This is a genomic window from Pseudoalteromonas sp. ATL1, from assembly GCF_058933015.1.
In genome coordinates this window covers 709874-727515 of sequence record NZ_JBZYXL010000001.1, presented here as the reverse complement: position 1 = coordinate 727515, position 17642 = coordinate 709874, and the positions used below count along the sequence as shown (strand labels likewise).

General features: G+C 43.2%; 11 protein-coding genes and 1 pseudogene. 1 reads left to right on the top strand and 11 read right to left on the bottom strand.

Annotation, left to right across the window (positions count from 1 at the left end):
• Positions 1–24: 24 nt before the first annotated feature.
• Both AC5FX4_RS03090 and AC5FX4_RS03085 read right to left on the bottom strand, forming a co-directional pair.
• Entirely contained in the window at positions 25–846 is an 822-nt protein-coding gene (locus AC5FX4_RS03090; RefSeq protein ID WP_493605054.1) for a 3-deoxy-manno-octulosonate cytidylyltransferase family protein, read from the bottom strand.
• A 105-nt stretch (positions 847–951) separates the two neighbouring features.
• Positions 952–6537, bottom strand: a complete 5586-nt coding sequence (locus tag AC5FX4_RS03085; RefSeq protein ID WP_493605053.1) for a two-component regulator propeller domain-containing protein — start codon at positions 6535–6537, stop codon at positions 952–954.
• A gap of 160 nt (positions 6538–6697) precedes the next feature.
• Here AC5FX4_RS03085 and AC5FX4_RS03080 point away from each other — a divergent pair, with 160 nt between their 5' ends.
• The gene (locus AC5FX4_RS03080) at positions 6698–8215 is read left to right on the top strand and encodes a response regulator (protein ID WP_493605052.1); all 1518 of its coding nucleotides are present in this window, start codon (positions 6698–6700) and stop codon (positions 8213–8215) included.
• 11 nt (positions 8216–8226) lie between these two features.
• Here the strand turns inward: AC5FX4_RS03080 and AC5FX4_RS03075 are convergent, their stop codons facing one another.
• The 9 genes and pseudogenes from AC5FX4_RS03075 to AC5FX4_RS03035 form a co-directional block, all read right to left on the bottom strand.
• Positions 8227–8574 (bottom strand): hypothetical protein, encoded by a 348-nt coding sequence (locus AC5FX4_RS03075; RefSeq protein ID WP_493605051.1) that lies wholly within the window; start codon positions 8572–8574, stop codon positions 8227–8229.
• A 269-nt stretch (positions 8575–8843) separates the two neighbouring features.
• Positions 8844–9398: a hypothetical protein gene (locus AC5FX4_RS03070; protein WP_493605050.1), complete on the bottom strand. Its 555-nt coding sequence runs from the start codon at positions 9396–9398 to the stop codon at positions 8844–8846.
• A 71-nt stretch (positions 9399–9469) separates the two neighbouring features.
• Entirely contained in the window at positions 9470–9835 is a 366-nt protein-coding gene (locus AC5FX4_RS03065) for a hypothetical protein (protein WP_493605049.1), read from the bottom strand.
• Positions 9836–10313: 478 nt separating this feature from the next.
• Positions 10314–11018 (bottom strand): annotated as a pseudogene (locus AC5FX4_RS03060) (substrate-binding domain-containing protein); the annotation flags it as partial.
• Positions 11019–11054: 36 nt separating this feature from the next.
• Positions 11055–12214 (bottom strand): IS3 family transposase gene (locus AC5FX4_RS03055; protein ID WP_493605048.1). Its coding sequence is split into 2 segments (ribosomal slippage): positions 11055–11965 and positions 11965–12214, totalling 1161 coding nucleotides; the frame shifts between segments, so codons are not numbered across the junction.
• A gap of 54 nt (positions 12215–12268) precedes the next feature.
• Entirely contained in the window at positions 12269–12469 is a 201-nt protein-coding gene (locus AC5FX4_RS03050; protein ID WP_493605047.1) for a hypothetical protein, read from the bottom strand.
• Between the two features lie 116 nt (positions 12470–12585).
• Positions 12586–13215: a LysE family translocator gene (locus AC5FX4_RS03045; RefSeq protein ID WP_493605046.1), complete on the bottom strand. Its 630-nt coding sequence runs from the start codon at positions 13213–13215 to the stop codon at positions 12586–12588.
• A 308-nt stretch (positions 13216–13523) separates the two neighbouring features.
• Positions 13524–13937, bottom strand: coding sequence for a response regulator (locus AC5FX4_RS03040; RefSeq protein WP_493605045.1), 414 nt, complete (start codon positions 13935–13937; stop codon positions 13524–13526).
• Complete coding sequence (locus AC5FX4_RS03035) at positions 13934–17593, bottom strand: ATP-binding protein (RefSeq protein ID WP_493605044.1); 3660 nt, start codon at positions 17591–17593, stop codon at positions 13934–13936. The genes AC5FX4_RS03040 and AC5FX4_RS03035 overlap by 4 nt, the downstream gene beginning before the upstream one ends.
• Positions 17594–17642: the final 49 nt, after the last annotated feature.

Below are 17642 nucleotides of genomic sequence, written 5' to 3'. Positions count from 1 at the left end.
TATTATTTTTAACCAAGTGCCTGCTTATAAAGACAGGTCATATTCACCATCTTGGGCAATGATCTCTTCCGCTCGTGCAATGTCTTCTGGGCTATCAACCCCGCTCATGCCGATTCGCCCCTGATAAGACACCGCAACCATCTTCACCGCAATGCCATTTTCTAAAAAGCGCATTTGCTCCAGCCCTTCCGCCGCTTCATAGACACTTTCCGGTAGCGCGAAATAAGCTTCTAAAGCCTGGCTGGTATAGCCATACAAGCCGATATGACGTTTGACCGGAGACATATCACTGAGTTGACGAAACTTGTCTTCTTTGCGTATGGCGGGAACAATATTCTTACTAAACGTAAGTGCCAATTGATCGTTGTTCACTTGCACTGTTGTGCCGCTAAACGGGGTGACTTTTTTCACTTCTCTTAGCTTATCTAACTCTTGCCAGTTTAATTCAACGTAAGGTGTAAACACTTCCCCCACATCGCTATTTTGCCAAGAGTCTATCAAGGCACTGATAAACCAAGGTGGACAAAATGGGTTATCACCTTGCAAATTAACAACAAAGTCAGGCTTATTTGAAAGTTGTTTGACCACATCAAAGCAACGCTCTGTACCGCTCGAGCAGTGCTCAGAAGTCATCATAACGGGTATTTGATGTTGCTGGCACAAACTCACGATGCGTTCATCATCGGTTGCCACCACGTAGTCGCACTCAGTGCGAGAGGCACATACATAACGCGCCGTCTCAGCGACACGCAGTAACATCTCTTTGCCAGCTAGTTTAATAAGTGGCTTGCCTGGAAGTCGGGTGCTTCCGTACCGGGCGGGGATCACAATCAGCGTTTTAGACATTCAAAAGTCCTTAATTTTCAATTCGCATCGGCGCAGCTTAAGGGGTATATCACGCTGCCATAGCCGCCATTATAAAACGTAAAAGTCACTCCTTTAAAGCACAGTTTATTCTTTAAGCTCTTCTGTACTGAGAGTTTGTTGCCACACCGCGGCTAGCTCATCAAGTAAATGGCTCGCTTGTTCAAAGTCATAATCATCTATTGCGCGAGCAAGACGTTCTAGTGCCCCTTGACAACGTGCAGCTTGTAATAGCCCAAATAACTCTTCAACTATGTCTGTGGCATCGGTATCACTGTCTTCGATCAACTGCTTTAGAGACTGCAATTTATCCAAAATCAGGTTGTTGTTAGAGGATGGTGACACCTCATCCATACGCTCAAACGCTCGACTTAAGGTCTCTAATGTTTGGCCAATCGCCTCTATGAGTGGTATTAACACCAGATTGATTTCATGGGCATAAGACGCTAAGGACTGCACCTTGTCGATACATGCATGCTCAAGTTCGCCAGCGAGCCTTTGCACTTGATGCGCGCCAATATTACCCGCAGTGCCCTTTAAGGTATGCGCAATTCTTTGCGGGCCTTGTGGGTCCTGAAACTCGTTGTTCAGTGCCGCTTTAAATTCCGCTAAAAACCCGCCTTGTTTGCTCACAAAGCGCCGTAACAACTGGGTGTACAACGCAAAGTCGCCATCCGCTACTTGTAACCCTGCTCTGGCATCTAACCCACTGATATGCTCAAACGCACTGAGTTGTTCGCTAGACTCAAAAATTACACGCGCATGGCCACTATTAACTATCGGATGACTTGCCGTAACCCACAGCACAATCGTCGAGAGCATTTTAGCCACATTGATCGGCTTAAAAATGATGTCGTTCATGCCTTGCGCCCTGACCGCCGTTTGATTATCGATCGTGACACTCGCTGTCATCGCGATAATAGGTAAATCAGCAAATCTCGTTTGAGCACGGATCTGCTTAGTTGCTTCATACCCATCCATCTGGGGCATTTGGCAGTCCATTAACACACCATCAAATGCTTCCTTATCAAGTATCTCCAGTGCTCGCACACCATTGCTCGCCACTTGCACCTGCGCACCATGCTTCGTCAGTAGCGCAACGGCTAACTCTTGATTGAGTTCATTGTCCTCAACCAACAATAAATGCATGCCTGCAAGGGGCTCTGCCTGCAGCTCTGTGTCATGTGTTTGGCTTTCGTGTGAAGGAGCACTGCGGGCTAGGCGTCGATACAGCGCAGAGGGTAAAATCGGCTTCCCTAACAAGCTAAAACCCTTTTCTTCAAGAGACTGATACACAAAAGAGTCTGCATCGTACAGCGACATGATAACAACTTGGCCCACACCAGTATCTGCTTTTTGCTCTAGCTCAATACACTCAATAACTGACTGGGCTTTTTCATCGACAAAAATAACGTCATAGCCAGATAAACGGCCTTCAACTTGCGCGAAAGAACTGTTTACAATGCAGTGAGTTTCGATGCCTACATGCTCCAAATAAGTGCATAAGGCGCGACTGGCGTATTGGTCATCATCGAGTATTAATGCAGTTTGAATGTCAGGGTGCAAGATTGTGGATGTCTCATCCTGCAATTGCTCTAATTGCACGGTAAAGCTAAAAGTACTGCCCATCTGCAGCATACTTTGGCATTGGATTTGCCCGCCCATCAATTCCACTAACTGTTTACTGATTGCAAGCCCAAGGCCTGTTCCACCATATTTTCGGGTGATCGAGGTGTCTGCCTGACTGAACGACTGAAACAAACGCTGCTGCTGTTGTTCACTCATGCCAATGCCTGAATCGATAACCGCGAACGCCAGCGTCACATTTTGTGATTCCACAGCTTGCAAGGTCACGTTGATAATAACTTGACCACCTCGCTCGGTGAACTTGATTGCATTACTGCCTAGATTGAGCAGTACCTGCCCAATACGCAGCGGATCCCCCTGCAAACGCGCTGGTATAGTCGGATCGATAGACACATTGAGCACTAACCCTTGCTCCTGCGCTCTGATCGCTAAAATATCTAAACTATGGGAAACCACATCTTCTATTGAGAAAGCCACCTTATCAATTTCCAGCTTGCCCGCCTCAATTTTAGAAAAGTCTAAAATATCATTAATGATCCCGAGCAAAGACTCGCCACTGCGATGAATTTTTTCCACGTAGTTACGTTGTTTTCGATTCAACTCAGTTTCCAATACTAAGTGGCTCATACCTATAATCGCATTCATCGGCGTGCGAATTTCATGTGACATATTGGATAAAAAGTCAGATTTGGCTTGTGTTGCACTCTCCGCGTTTTCTTTTGCCATCTTAAGGGCATTTTCAAGTTTTTTCGCATCCGATATGTCCATATTAATGCCAAAAATACCTTTTATTTGCTGGCGTCCTTCACGATAAACCCGTCGACCAATACTTAAGATCCACTTCCATTTATCATCGGCAGTGCGCATTCTAAATTCGCAACGAAACACGGGAGTTTGTTTTTTTAAATACGCCACTAACGTTTGCTCAACATGGGCAAAGTCGTCAGGGTGGATCAACATACGCCATCGCGTTGAGCTGGTGCCATATTTAGACTCCAATTCCCCATCCAAGTAACCGAGCATCGTGGACCAAATACTATTGGTTACCAATACATCTCGGTCACTATCCCATTCCCACATACCTGCATTAGCCCCTTGCATGGCAAGCTCAAGCCTTTGCTCTGCATCTTTAAGCTCACCGTAAGATAATGAATTAGCTAATGCCACAGCCAAATGGTTGCCGACCACGCGTAAAATATTGAGCTGTGATTCACTGTAAGCTTGTGCTTGCTCCGATTGCACCATCAAGATACCAACCACTTCTCTATCAACGATAAGCGGCATACAAAAAGCCGTTTTTGTTTGCTCGCCATTGACACATTCCGCTGCACTTAAAGCGTAATCTCGCCAGCGTTCGGGTGTATCGGCAAAAAATTCTCGCTCATAGCGAATGCTGTATGTATCAGGAGAGTTTTGTTCATAAGCGTATGCGTCTAACAAGCTGAATGAACACCCCTCTTTTTCTGCAAAAATGTACTCAATCTGCTGAGTTTCTGGATGATAAATGCCCACCGCGCATAAATTACAAGACACGGTGGTGGATATGTGATCGTAAATGGTTTGACAAATCTCCTTCATATCATGAGAGGCTGCTGCGTCTTTTCCCACCTCCCCTAGCACCAAAATATCCTGCGTCCGTTGTGCAATTTTCTGCTCTAAGCGCTGACTGGCTAGACTTAACCGCATGAACCGCCATGCAATCACGGCGCCTACGAACATGACAAACAATATGGGGGTGATAATTTGAAACCAACGGGTTTGATACCAAGCAGGGACGCGAATGACTTTTATCGCAATACCTTCCCGATTCCAAACACCGTGATTATTACTTCCTTGAACCCGAAGTTCATAATCTCCCGGCGGTAAGTCTCTGAATGTCACTGTATGATCGGCACTAATGTCACTCCATGTAGAGTGATAGCCATACAACCATGTACGGTAGCGGTTATCTTGTGTTGCTTGGTAATCTAGCGCAGCGAAGTGCACAGTTAAAGTATGCTCATTGGGTTCAAGAACAATAGCTTGTGATAAGTCCACAAGTCGCTGATTATCAACCCAAGCTTGAGTGAACATCAATTTTGGCACTTTACTATTTGCTATCACTTCCGTTGGCTTAAAGCGGGTAATGCCATCCACACTGCCAAATATAATCTCATCGTCATAACGGGCCTGGGAGCGCGCCAAAAAGTGATTATTCGCTAAGCCATCATTCACGGTAAAATGGTGAAATACTTGCTTATCGATGTCCAACTTGTATATACCATTGCTCGTTGCTAACCATAAAAAGCCCTGCTTATCGGCGATCATAGATTTCACATTGAGTGGCACATCCGATGCGCTGTGGGCATAGCGGACAAATTGTTTTTTATGCAAGTCATAACTTGTCAAGCCGCTACTGGTTGCGAACCAAACTCGACCAGCATGTTCCATTGCTGCGCTCACATAATTATCACTGAGGCTTGCATTGTCACTGTGAGACACAAATTGTACTGGCTCCGAACCATCCAAATTTGCCCGATATACGCCTTCACCATCCGTGCCAACCCATATATGCCGATCACTGCTAATAAATAAAAAATTGGCTTCGACGTGAGGCAAAATCGTTTCGGGCTGTTGTGTACCAATGTGCCAACGTATCACCCCTTTTTGCCCCGTTAACAAAAGCCATGCAACGCCTGCGTCATCAAAAGCAAGATCGTCTACGCCATGCCTCACCTCGTCTAACCAACTCAATTCAACCACACTCAACTTTTTGCCAACTTCATCCACTTGGTACAAACCGAAATTGGTCGCAGCATATAACTGCCCTTTTTGGTTCCGCGCAAACTTGTGCACACGCAGTCGGTAGTCTTCGGTTAAATCTTGTGTGCGCGCAAATGGTGTGAATACTTTTTCGCCATCAAAATGAACGAGGCCCCGCCCAGTTCCTAGCCAAACGCCGCCTTGGGATGCTTTTTCAATGCTTTGCACTTGACGAAATAGCCCTGACAATAAGTAATTCTGTAAATAATCTTGGTGAGATTTAAAAATCGGCGGATGCGGATACACCTTGATCACGCCAGAGTAACGTGTTGCCGCCCAAAGCAACCCAGAGTGATCAATCATCACCTCACGCACATCTCTGCTGGGTAATAACGCGAGTTCTTTAGCATGTGGCGTTTTTATAAATTCTCTGAGCATCACCGAAAAGCGATACACACCCGCAAACGTAGACAACAAGATATCACCTTGCTGATATTGAATACTAGAAACACTTGGGAGCCCACCAGAGGGCAAATCAAATGTTTGATAGCGTCGAGTTCTTGGTGAAAAAAGACCAAAACTTCGTCTCGTTGCCACCCACATACGCCCCTGTTCATCAAATGAGACTTGCCGTACTTCATTGTGATCAAGCTCGCTGGTGCTCGTATCAAAACTATGTAACTGACCACTATTTCTATCTAAATAATGTAGCCCATGTGACGTTCCCATCCAGATCAAACCTTGCTTATCTTCGCTGATACTCCAGACTCGGTTTTTTCCTTCATGGTGGGGATCTTGCTCGGTATAATTAAAACGCTTAAAACTGACCTGATCTGGCAATAGCCGATTGAGCCCTCCTCCATTGGTGCCAACCCACAAGGTACCATCTCGGCTTTCAAAGAGTGTTTGCACCTTATCTGAACCAAGTGTGTTGTCTTTTTGCTGGTCGAAGCGGAAGTGTTGGAAGGTTTGATCGTCTAAGAATAGATTAAGCCCCCCACCCCAAGTGCCAGCCCACAAGCGCCCTTGCCTATCGAATAAAATAGTGGCCACGCTGTTCGCTGACAAAGAATGAGGATCTTGCCGGTTATGTTTAAAAGTAACGAATTGATAGCCATCGTAACGCATGACACCATCAGCACTGGCAAACCACATAAAGCCCTGGGGATCTTTAGCTAATGCGTAAATCTGGGGGTTGGAGAGGCCATTGTAAGCAGAAATGTGTTCAATTTTTAAATCACCGCTGCCTAGTGCCAAAGTGTTTCCAGATATGCACATCAGTACAAAGAAAACACAACGAGCAAATAAATTGATGCGCAAATAGAAAGGATGCAGCAGTGTCACTCAATACTCCTAATGGGCCACATAATCATCACGATGTCTTAGCGGATATGGCAATAAAGTTAAATTATAACAGTGATAAAGGATATTTACCCTTCATCACTCGTCGAGTGAGCTTTAAGCGATTACAATAAAAAGACCAAGTTGCGAATAAAACGTTGATATGAACGATAGAACCAAGCCACTTTGCGTGTTAATTGTTGAGCCTTTCGACACCATCCGTGCCATGATCACGCAAGTGGTCAAAGGGTTAGGCAATGTTAAAATCATCCAAAGCCCGCATGGCAAAGACGCGCTTGAGAAATTACAATATCATGATGTCGGACTGATTATTTCTGAGTGGCAATTACCCAATATTGGTGGCTTAGAGTTTTTAAAGCACGTTCGCACCACAGCACGCACTGCCACTATCCCTTTTCTTATGACCTCTTCAACCATAGAGCAAAGCCATGTTGTTAAAGCCATTCAATGTGGCGTGTCTGAATTTGTGGTTAAACCCTTTTCCAGTAAGATACTTCAATCTCGTATTCAACGTGCGCTTACTCGCCCTGCAAGGGCTTATCAAGGTGATGATCAAAACATTACTGGAGATGCCGAAGATGGTCAAATACAGGTACTCATCGTCGATGATGTCGCCGATAATATCAAAGTGATCAGTGATATTTTGCGCAAAGACTATAAAGTGAAGGCCGCGCTCAATGGCTCAAAAGCATTACAGTTGTGCCAAAAAGAGCCTCAACCTGACATCATTTTACTCGACATTATGATGCCAGAAATGGATGGCCTTGAAGTGTGCCGACGCTTAAAGCAAGACCCAAATACACAGCATATCACCGTGATATTTTTATCTGCATTAGAGCAGACCGAACATATTGTCAGCGGCTTAGAGTTAGGTGCCGTTGACTATATCACCAAACCCGCCAACCCTGCGATCGTCAAATCTAGAGTACAGGCCCATTGCCGTAGTATTGAATCCAATCGCCTGATGCGCAGCCAAGTTGATACCATGTTAGAAAACGCCAGACTGCGAGATGAGTTTGATAGTATGAACCAAACGGAGTTGGCTAAACCCATATCACAAATACAACAAGCCACCGAGCAATTGGCCAACAATCTGCACCAGCCTGAATATGCTAAACACTACCTCCAAGCAATTCAGCAACATTGCACTCAGCTGCAATTAAACCTAGATGGTTTGTCTGCATTGACCAAAATTGAGCGTAATGATTATGTGCTGAATCCACAATCGCATAATCTAGCCTTTGTTATTGATGATGTATTGGCAAGCTTTGCAGACACTTTGAAACACCAACAACGTCAGGTTAAAACAGACGTCCCTGAATCTCTTGAGTATTATGGTGAGCTAACACTCACCCATACGTTACTCAGTCAATTGCTTAAAAATGCGATTGAAGCCTCGAGGCATAGCCCAACCATTCACATCGTGGCAGCCCAAAGTAATGAGCAAGTGGTTATTACTATCAAGAATTCAGACCCTATTCCATCAGCCGTCAGATCACAATTTTTTGATAAGTTTGTCAGCCATGGCAAGCCTAATCATATGGGTATGGGCACCTACACAGCTAAACTGCTTTGTCTGGTACAAGGCGGGGGGATAGACTTTCACACAGACGATGAACTTGGCACCGAAGTTTATGTACACTTACCTTTGGGTAAATAACAATTGTAGGACTACTTGATCACTTTTAAATAAGAAGGCGTGGAAGTAGGTCTAAGCGGGATTAGCGTAGAGTCAGCTAATGTTTCAGCACGAAGTGCGCTCACCTGATTAAAAATCGTTTTAACACCGTAATACTGCTCCATATCATCTTCACTTTCGAGCAGCTCACCTAGCTCCATGACAAGATAGTAAGCTGTATTTTGTAAATCTTCAGGTACATTTTCTTCTTGTTTGCGACTTGAAAATAGGCGTCGAATCGTTTGCTCTAACCAATTACAACCATGGCCTTGCACTATCATCCCAACCGCCAACGCAAGTGCGATAAAGATCACAACAAAAGCTATAATTAACGGCTGCATATGATACGCCTCCCAAGCGCGCCAAACTAAAAACACAAAATATTTACCAAATATTAACCCCGCTTTGAAACGGGTGTCAATCGTATTTCCCTATCAAAAATATGCTTTTTTTTCTTAAGGGTCTTATGAAGATATTTATATTAACCCAGAAGTTAATAAATAGAACCCTTTATCTTATATAAATGATAAAAAAACTTTATAAATCAGTATTAAGTTAGGGGCTTATCTCTTTAAAGTCATACCAAAGCTTAGGACGTAGTCGCTAAATCCTACTTGAAGGCAACAAATTTGCCATATAAATAGCGCACAGGATAACTCGCTATTACATACAAAGCTAACGTATTGACTATCACAATCGCAATTCCATATATGTTGTACTCATAAAGCATATGTATGTCTAAGTACCCTCTTAACACCAATTGAGTAAAGTTCAAACCACACCCAGTTAGCACAAGATACATAATCACTCTCGCTTCTCTTGAAAAGCTACAGCCCTTTATGCGATGGACCACATACAATGTCAAAAGGTACAAAAAACCATTACACATAAGTGCGAGATAAAACAGTTTTCTTCTATCGATAATATCTATTTGCAAGGCAACAAGTTCAGAACCGATCCGAAGACCTTGAGTCCCAAAAAATAGTGAGACGCCAGAAACAATTAAAAAGGAATACAAGAAATGATCATTTGCCGTTTTTAGACTGCCCGTTTTTAACAATGAGACAAATTGACCTTTTTTCCAATAGATAAACAAAGTAGTAATAAAAAAGATGTATTGAAGCGTTACGGTAACATCACTAATGGGAACATACAGCGCTTTCATCTTACCTCTTTAGCTCGAACTCTCATGTCGTAAAGCATGATTAGAACTATTTTTTGAAAGCCACGCAGGAATTATTTGACCACCTTCAAGTTCGCTTTCTTATTTGCTTGTTGAGCATTGTCATCATCGTGCTCTTCATATTCATCGGATTCGTACTCAGAGGTTTCCGCATGTAATTCTGTCACTTTAGACAAGGCTTTCTTGACGCCTTTTTGTTGAGCAAATTCGTCTTTTTCAAGTGCTTCACCCAGTTCCATCATAATATGGTAGGCTTGGCTCTGTAGTTCTTCTGGGGGGGAGTCATCCTCCTTTTTTCCGAGTAAGATTTTTCGAATGCCCTGTTCAAACTTCAATCTTCTCTGTCCATGTATGATTGCCATCAATACCAGTCCAAAAGAGATAACCATAAGCACTATACCAATGATCAGTGGTTGCATCCCGACACCTCCATGTGTTGCTGAGACAAAGTTAATGAGCACAAAAAGAAAAAAGATAGAGCCATTCCAAGAAATCGCATCATACCTATTGCTGGAATTTTTTTTAAAAGCATCAAGCCATACATTGTAATGCCTAATATCCTCGCAAATCTCGCTAATAAAAAGAGCCAATCAACCACATATCAAAGGCGATAATTCTAAAATACACAGTGGTTAAAAACATACCAGTTATTCATGTTGTTAACAGTGAGTAAGTGCACTAATTAGCAACAAAGCACGCAAAGATGTTAGAGCTTCTTTACATAACTGGCAATAAAAAGATGTATCTCAGATAAAGGGTATCATTTATCTGACCGCACTTAAATCGGGAACATTGTTAAGTAACGCAACGAGTTAAATGAGTTTTTCAAGATAAAATAAAACCGGATAAAAAATCAGATAGACCTAGCCCAAAAAGCGCAACGCGACATGAAACTTATCACTTTTGCATTTCGTGCATATCTTTCTCACGGCAGTGACTCAGGCTATTTGGGAAGCAGTAGTGATAATCCAAATAATAGTGTTCGTTTGATGGCCGCTGTCCATTAACAATAAAGTGATACAACAACTCAGCGCCCTTTCTTCCCATTTCGAAGGGTCTTTGCCCAACATTTTCACTGGATAAACCTGCTTCTAGCGCATCCAATTGCAACTGCTCGGTATCGGCAGAAATAATACTTACATGTTTATCTAGGATTTGTTTTTTAAAAGGCTTAATCGCTTCAAGGTAATCTGGGTTAAATTGTGCAAACCCTGCGACAGCTAAAAATATCGGCGGACTGGGTAACCTAATCATACTTTCTAGTTGTTTCAACGCATCGTCTCTGCGCCCCATTGTAAACAATGGGCAACGAGGATGCTCAACCCAACCACTCTTTCCCGTTAGTCTTTCGTGCTTGCCTGATAACGCATATCGCACACCTTTTATTCGTTCATTTAAATTGGGGGTGGTTTGGTGCCCAGACTGAATACAAATTGACTGAATGGCATCACGCTTGTACTTTTTAGCCACTTCCCCTAACGCCACACCAAAATCGAAGTTATTAGTACCGACATACGCTAAGCGGTATTGTCTATGCTGCGCCAGTAAATCTGAATCAAAGGTTACTACTGGAATACCTTTTTTAAATGCTGCTTTAAGTGCCCCTTCAACTAAATAGGAGGAGTCAGTCTGTTCTGGTCAACCATAACTGGACACTTTTAGTTGATAATTTTCAAACTCCACTGGAGATAGATCACCATTAGTTGAATGCAGCCGCTCTATGTTGTAATACTTCATGTAAGCGGCCACATCTTGCTTCATAAATTCCCTTGTTGGCTGGTTAACTTTGAATAGCCAATCGTGCTTTAAACTGCCAAAAAAGCGCTCTACAACGGCATTATCCCAACACGCCCCAACATCCCCCATACTAGCTCTCATTCCATAGCTCGCTAGCAACTTACGGAATTGCTTGCTGGTATATTGTGAACCGCGATCACTGTGAAAAACCAGCCCCTTCGGTGGCTGTCGCAGATTGTAAGCTTTCATTAATGCCTTACTTATCAAATCTGTCGTCATGCGGTTATCGACGTACCAACCTACGATACGACGCGAATATAAATCCATCACAATGGCTAAATACATCCAGCCTTCACCTGTTTTTAAGTAAGTCACATCGCCCGCCCAAACTTGGTTGGCAGCCGTGGGATTGAAATTCTGGTTCAGTAGATTGTTAGCCACTGAATCGGAGTACTTACGCTTTGTTGTCACTTTGTAAGCTAAGCGCTGTGTGACTTTAAGGCGTAAGCGACGCATAATTTTACGAACCAGATAACGACCAACTTGATAGCCTTCTTTGCGCAATCTTTTTACCATTTCACGGTTCCCTAAGCTGCCACGGCTTTTTTCAAAAAGGCGACGGGTGCGTCGATATAACTTCAACGTATCCAAGCTAATGACTGTTGCAGGGCGCTTAAGCCAGTCATAATAACCGGACTTACTCACTCCCATAACGGAACAGAGTAAGATAACAGGGAACTGACCAGACTGTTTTTTAATAAAACTGAATTTTACTTCATTTCCTTTGCAAAGAAGGCGCTGGCCTTTTTTAGAATTTCTTTCTCCATGCGTAATTGTTTGTTTTCTTTGCGCAATCGTTTAAGTTCATCCAGCTCAGATTCTTCTAAAGCCTTACCTTGTTGCTGTGCTTCGAACTTCTCTTTCCACTTGTAAAGCAGGCTGGTACCAACGCCAAGTGACTTGGCCGCCTCTGCAACACTATAACCTTGCTCTGTCACCATCAAAACGGCTTCATCCTTAAAATCTTGAGGGTAGCTTTTATGTGATTTTTTTAGGCTCATATCATTTCCTTAATCTATTGACGATATTGTCTCAAAATTAAGTGTCCGATTGAATTAGACCAGAACAGTCGTGGAGATCAGTAAACCATCAACCCCCTTTTGCAGCAGCTCATTGACAATGAGCACCTGAGTACGAACATCCTGATAATCATCGGTGCCATCGTACACACACTCTAGCTCTTTATGAGTCACCGCAAACGCCTGACACCCAAGGTGGGACTTTTGATAAAAACTATCATTCTTCGTTTTTCCCACCACCCCTATTTTAATATTTGCATTGACCGCGCAAGAAAACATCGCCCATATTAAGCATGTCAGCAAAGTGGGAACCTGCTTTGTGTGCTTCCAAAACGCGCGCTTAATCATTGCACTCACTTACTGGTCGCCAAGCGTGCCGCTAAACCAAAAAACACCAACGCAAGTAAACCATCTACGTGGCGGCCTAAACGCACCTTTTTGCTCAATACTGTTGATAACTGGCTAAAAGAAATAACAAATACAATATTTATAACGAGTGTAAGTGTACTTAATATCACCCCGAGAGTGAAAACTTGCCCTACCATGGGCAATTGTGCGACGGTGAATTGAGGCAAAAATAGACTAAAGAATAGCAATGCTTTGGGATTCATTAGGTTGTTTAGCAGCCCTTGCAGTACTAATTGACGATGGCTACCGGTTGTTTTCACAGCCTGTGCTTGACTGCTCTGTCCATAACGCCAAGCCCTTAACATGTTTACGCCTAACCATATAAGATAAAGCGCACCAACAAACTTAATCCCCATTACCAAGGGTGGTAAAGCCTGCATAACCTGACCCAGTCCAAAAGTGACTAATGTGGTTTGAATAATTCCTGCCAGAAAAATACCCAACGCAATCATTAAACCTGACATAACGCCACGTGCTGAAGAATAACTAGAGAGCAATAACAAATCAGGACCAGGAGACACAGCAAGGAAGAAAACTGCGATTAAAAAAACAGGCAAAATTGATGCATCTATCATGAATTTATTCTCTTTTCTTATCGTTATTAAGTATCACAAAGCGCACTTTTCAGCGACGAGTGCGCTAACTAAATAAGCCAACGAGCGACCTACGTCAGTCTAATCGCTAATCGGTCAACTCGTAAATAGCTTGATAGAAATAGCATTATTCTTATGGATTTAATATAGCGATCATAAATGCGTCAGCAACAGGATCAACTAGCAGCATCATGCTCTGTTGTACTCAGGCACTGCTTATGCGCGTATTTAAAGGCGAGCGATACCAAGAAGGGGCTTTACCGGTGCGATTCAGCTCAAACGCACCTCATTTAGTCCGCTAGCTCTTCGCAAAGCTGTCTTCGATGTTTTAACTCCAAATGGGTGCGTATTCGTGCTTGTAATATTGCCGTTGAACAAGGCTTATGAATAAAGTCAGCCACACCTGCATTAAACGCCGCTTCAACTAGCTCATTGTCAGGGTCCGCTGTCATTAAAAAAATGGGCGTATGCGCAAAACCTTGCTCCGATTGTATTTGTTTGACTAGCTGCACACCTTTAATATCCGGCAAGCCATTATCCACAATCACCAAATCAGGCCTTTGCCAAAGCTGCGCCATTGCATCATGGCCATTGATCGACATAATCAAATCATATTCATCTGATAGTATGCCGTTAATGTAGGTTAGAGTAGATACATCATCTTCAATCACTAAAATAGTCGGCTTTTTCATTGTCATCGTCATACTCGTTCCTCCTTAATTTTCCATGCAAGCTCAACCTTATCTAACAACAATTTGGCTTGTGAAAAGTTAAATGTTTCAACGGCTTGTTTAAATTGTTGAACACTTGCGCTGTCTATCCAAAGCGCATTTTCAACGAACTGTGATAATAACGCGGGCTCAACAAAACGACTTTTCATCACAAGTGCTTTCACCTGCGCTAAACAATCGATGAACTCACTTTTTCCTGATCCATTAACCGCTACCGATTCCTTGCTCACAATCGCATCTTGTTCATTCAACACTGCATTGATTTTGCGCAATAAAGTATGGAGTTGAGCTTTTAACTTTTTAAGTGGTCCTTGGTGGCCAAGATTCAAAGCTTGTTGCAACTTGCTCGATTGCGAGTAAATTGCGGTTGCATAAATATTCCCTGCTGCACCTTTTAGTTTGTGCGCTAATTGCACCGCATTGTCGTAGTTCTTTTGTTCCAATTCGCGCTCAATACGCTGAGCCCAATCTGCGAAATCATTAGAAAAGTGCCGTAAACAGTTTTGATATACCATTTGATTGTGGCCAAAGTTAAGCTTAACCGAAGCTATGTCTATCTCATCATGCAACACACTCAAGTCCATCCCGCTATTCATAGGGGAAACATTGGGCTCTACCTGAACCCCCTTCGGATATGCTTTTTCTGGTATAAATTCTTTTAATACGCTAGCCAGTTGGTAAATCTGGATCGGTTTGGCCAAATGGGCATTCATACCACAGTCTATCGCTGCTTGCTTGTCTTGCTCAAATACCGCCGCCGTCATAGCCACAATCGGTAAATACTCATATCCCTTCAGTTCGCGGATTTTTTTCGTTGCCTCCAAACCATTCAGTAAAGGCATATGAAAATCCATCAAAACCGCTTCGTAATGATTGCTACGCACAGCCTCAACCGCCTGTGAACCATTAGACACAACATCTACCTGTAGTCCTAAAGTTTCTAGTAAGTCAACAGCCACCACCTGATTTGTTTCAACATCTTCAGCTAGCAGCACCCTCGCCCCAACAATATTTTTGGTCAGCTCACGGGATTGTTGTACCAAATTCATATCACTGGCTTGTAACGATTTCAGTCCATTTGAGTTGATCGCATCAAATAAACGTGAAGGCGTAGGAGGCTGCACAATAATGGTCGCATGCAACGTCAACAGAGCAGGATCATCAATGTAATTTTGTGTGGTGATCACGATGAGTATGTTTTGAGCATTGGGATTGATCTGCCGCCATCGGCGACATACTTCAACCACTTCCTCATACTCACCATCATCCGCCAGGTGTATCACTAAGTTATCAAACCCTTGTGAGTCCTTATCAAAAGATTCTGCAGCAAGAGATAAACGACTATAACTAACTGACTTCATTCCCCACTGTTCAAAATACTCACCTACAGTGCCATTGACTGTTGTATCTTCAATAACGACAAGCGCGCGTTTTTTGTCTGCAACGAAATCAGCATATTTTTTTGCATTCGGTTGTAAGGCAAATTCAACTTCAAAGAAAAACTCGGCACCTTGACCTTTGCTACTTTTCACCTCAATTTGTGATCCCATCATACGTAGCAGACGCTGTGAAATACTTAATCCTAAACCACTGCCACCGTACTCTCGTGTGGTCGACATATCGGCCTGACGAAAAGGCTTAAACACATTTTCAATTTGCTCGTCACTAAGGCCAATGCCCGTGTCGGAGATAGAAAACCGCAGCGTGCATGCAGAGTGTGATGCGCCTACAAAAGCTACATCAATGCTGACGCTCCCAGCTTTCGTAAACTTGATCGCATTACTCACAATATTGCCTAACACTTGCCCTATTCGCAGTGCGTCCCCAACAAGGTCAATATACACATCTGGGTGCACGTTCAATTGTAAAGCGATGCTTTTGCTGTGTGTCACAACACTATATAAATCAACCAATTTATTCAGTACTTCATCAAGTTTGAACGGCTCATTGATCACTCTCACTTCTCCAGCTTCTAGCTTAGAAAAGTCCAAAATATCGTTCACTATGTTCACCAATGACTCGCCAGCATTGCAGGCGCTATGGATCATACGCGCTTGCTTTTCTGGTAAAGAGGTGTCCATCAATAAGGTCAAAATACCAATGATGGCATTCATTGGTGTGCGTATTTCATGGCTCATGTTTGCTAAAAACTGGCTTTTGGCGAGATTGGCTGACTCGGCTGTACGCATGGCCTTTTGCAAGCGCTCTTCGGCTTCACGCTGTTCTGTCACATCTTGCACCATACCGACAATGCGAATGGCAAACTCTTCACTAAATACGCTGTCTGCCACATCCGGTGTTTTTTGCGGCACCATAACAACGCGCATATCCCTTTGTTTATCTTTGTTATTTTGTGTTCTATATAATAAAACAACCGTTTCACCATCTCGTTCACAGCAGGTAAGGCCATCCACAAAGGTTTTGCGATCATCGGGGTGAATGTGCTCTAGCCATTGCTTCATGGTCTTTTCTTCTCGATAAGCATTGCCACCCCAAACGTCAGTTGGTCTATCGGTGACAATGACTTTACGATGCTTGTCCCAATACCAAAAAGCCATTGACCCTGCTTGGCACGCCAACTCAACCCGCTGCTTAAAATCTTGTAACTGTAATCGGTTGCTGTTTTCTTCCGTCACGTCTCGCAAGCTCACCACCGCGACATTTTCCCCGTCAAGCTCCGCATGCCCCAAACTTACCGACACATCTTTACGCTCGCCAAGCTTATTATGTGCCTGCACTATTCTGCCTTTAGCCATAAGCCTATTATCCGGTGAGCTAAAAAACATGCGCCTTAAGCAGCGATGTTCAGCCCGAAAACCTTCTGGCATTAAATCTTCCACGGACATGCCTTCTAATTCATCTCCATAACCAAAGAATGATTTCGCGCATACGTTTGCTTTTAAAATAGTTCCATCTTGAGAAACGGATAAAATGCAATCTGGAGTAATATCAAGCAGTGTCTGTAAATTTTGCGTGGAATTTTCAAGCGCTTGCGCTCTTTTTTGTAATGCTTTGATTAGTGAAATAGCCACTAACACCAGTAATAACATGGGCAAAAATGCGGCGTAGCCAAAGTTTAGTTGTGTGTGCACATCGCTTAACTGTGCTTCTGATAGTTCATTTACCTGACGATAGTCATCTAGAACACTGCTGATCAATGACTCTAACGCTTGCAAAGTAGATGTATTGTCAAATTGCATTAAATTTTGCATTGGAGAAGTATCATTTTCACTGCCTGCCAATGACTGAATTTTTTGTAAGTTTTCTTCATACTTTTCGAGGGTGGCAGCAATGAGCGATAAGGATGCCTCCTCATGTATTTGTGAATGCCTTGTGAGGGACATTAAATGTAACTTGGCTTTGGCAAGATCATCGCTCGCGGTATCTAAATAAACCGGCTCGCTAGTCAGCGCATAATTCTTCAGATTATGAACAAAGCCGCCATAGCCAATAGCAGACTGCAGATAGTATAAATCGGTAAAGTCGCGCGCTATTGCTTGAGACGTGCTGACAAAGCTTTGCGAGTATCCCTCAACTTTTCCTTTAATGCTTATCATCCAAGTTGCCAACGCAGTCACCGCGATTAAGCACAACAATATGGTAATAATAAATTGCTTATGATTTTTCATGAAAAGACCTTGACCCATCCCTTTACACAACCATGATGTGCACAGGAGC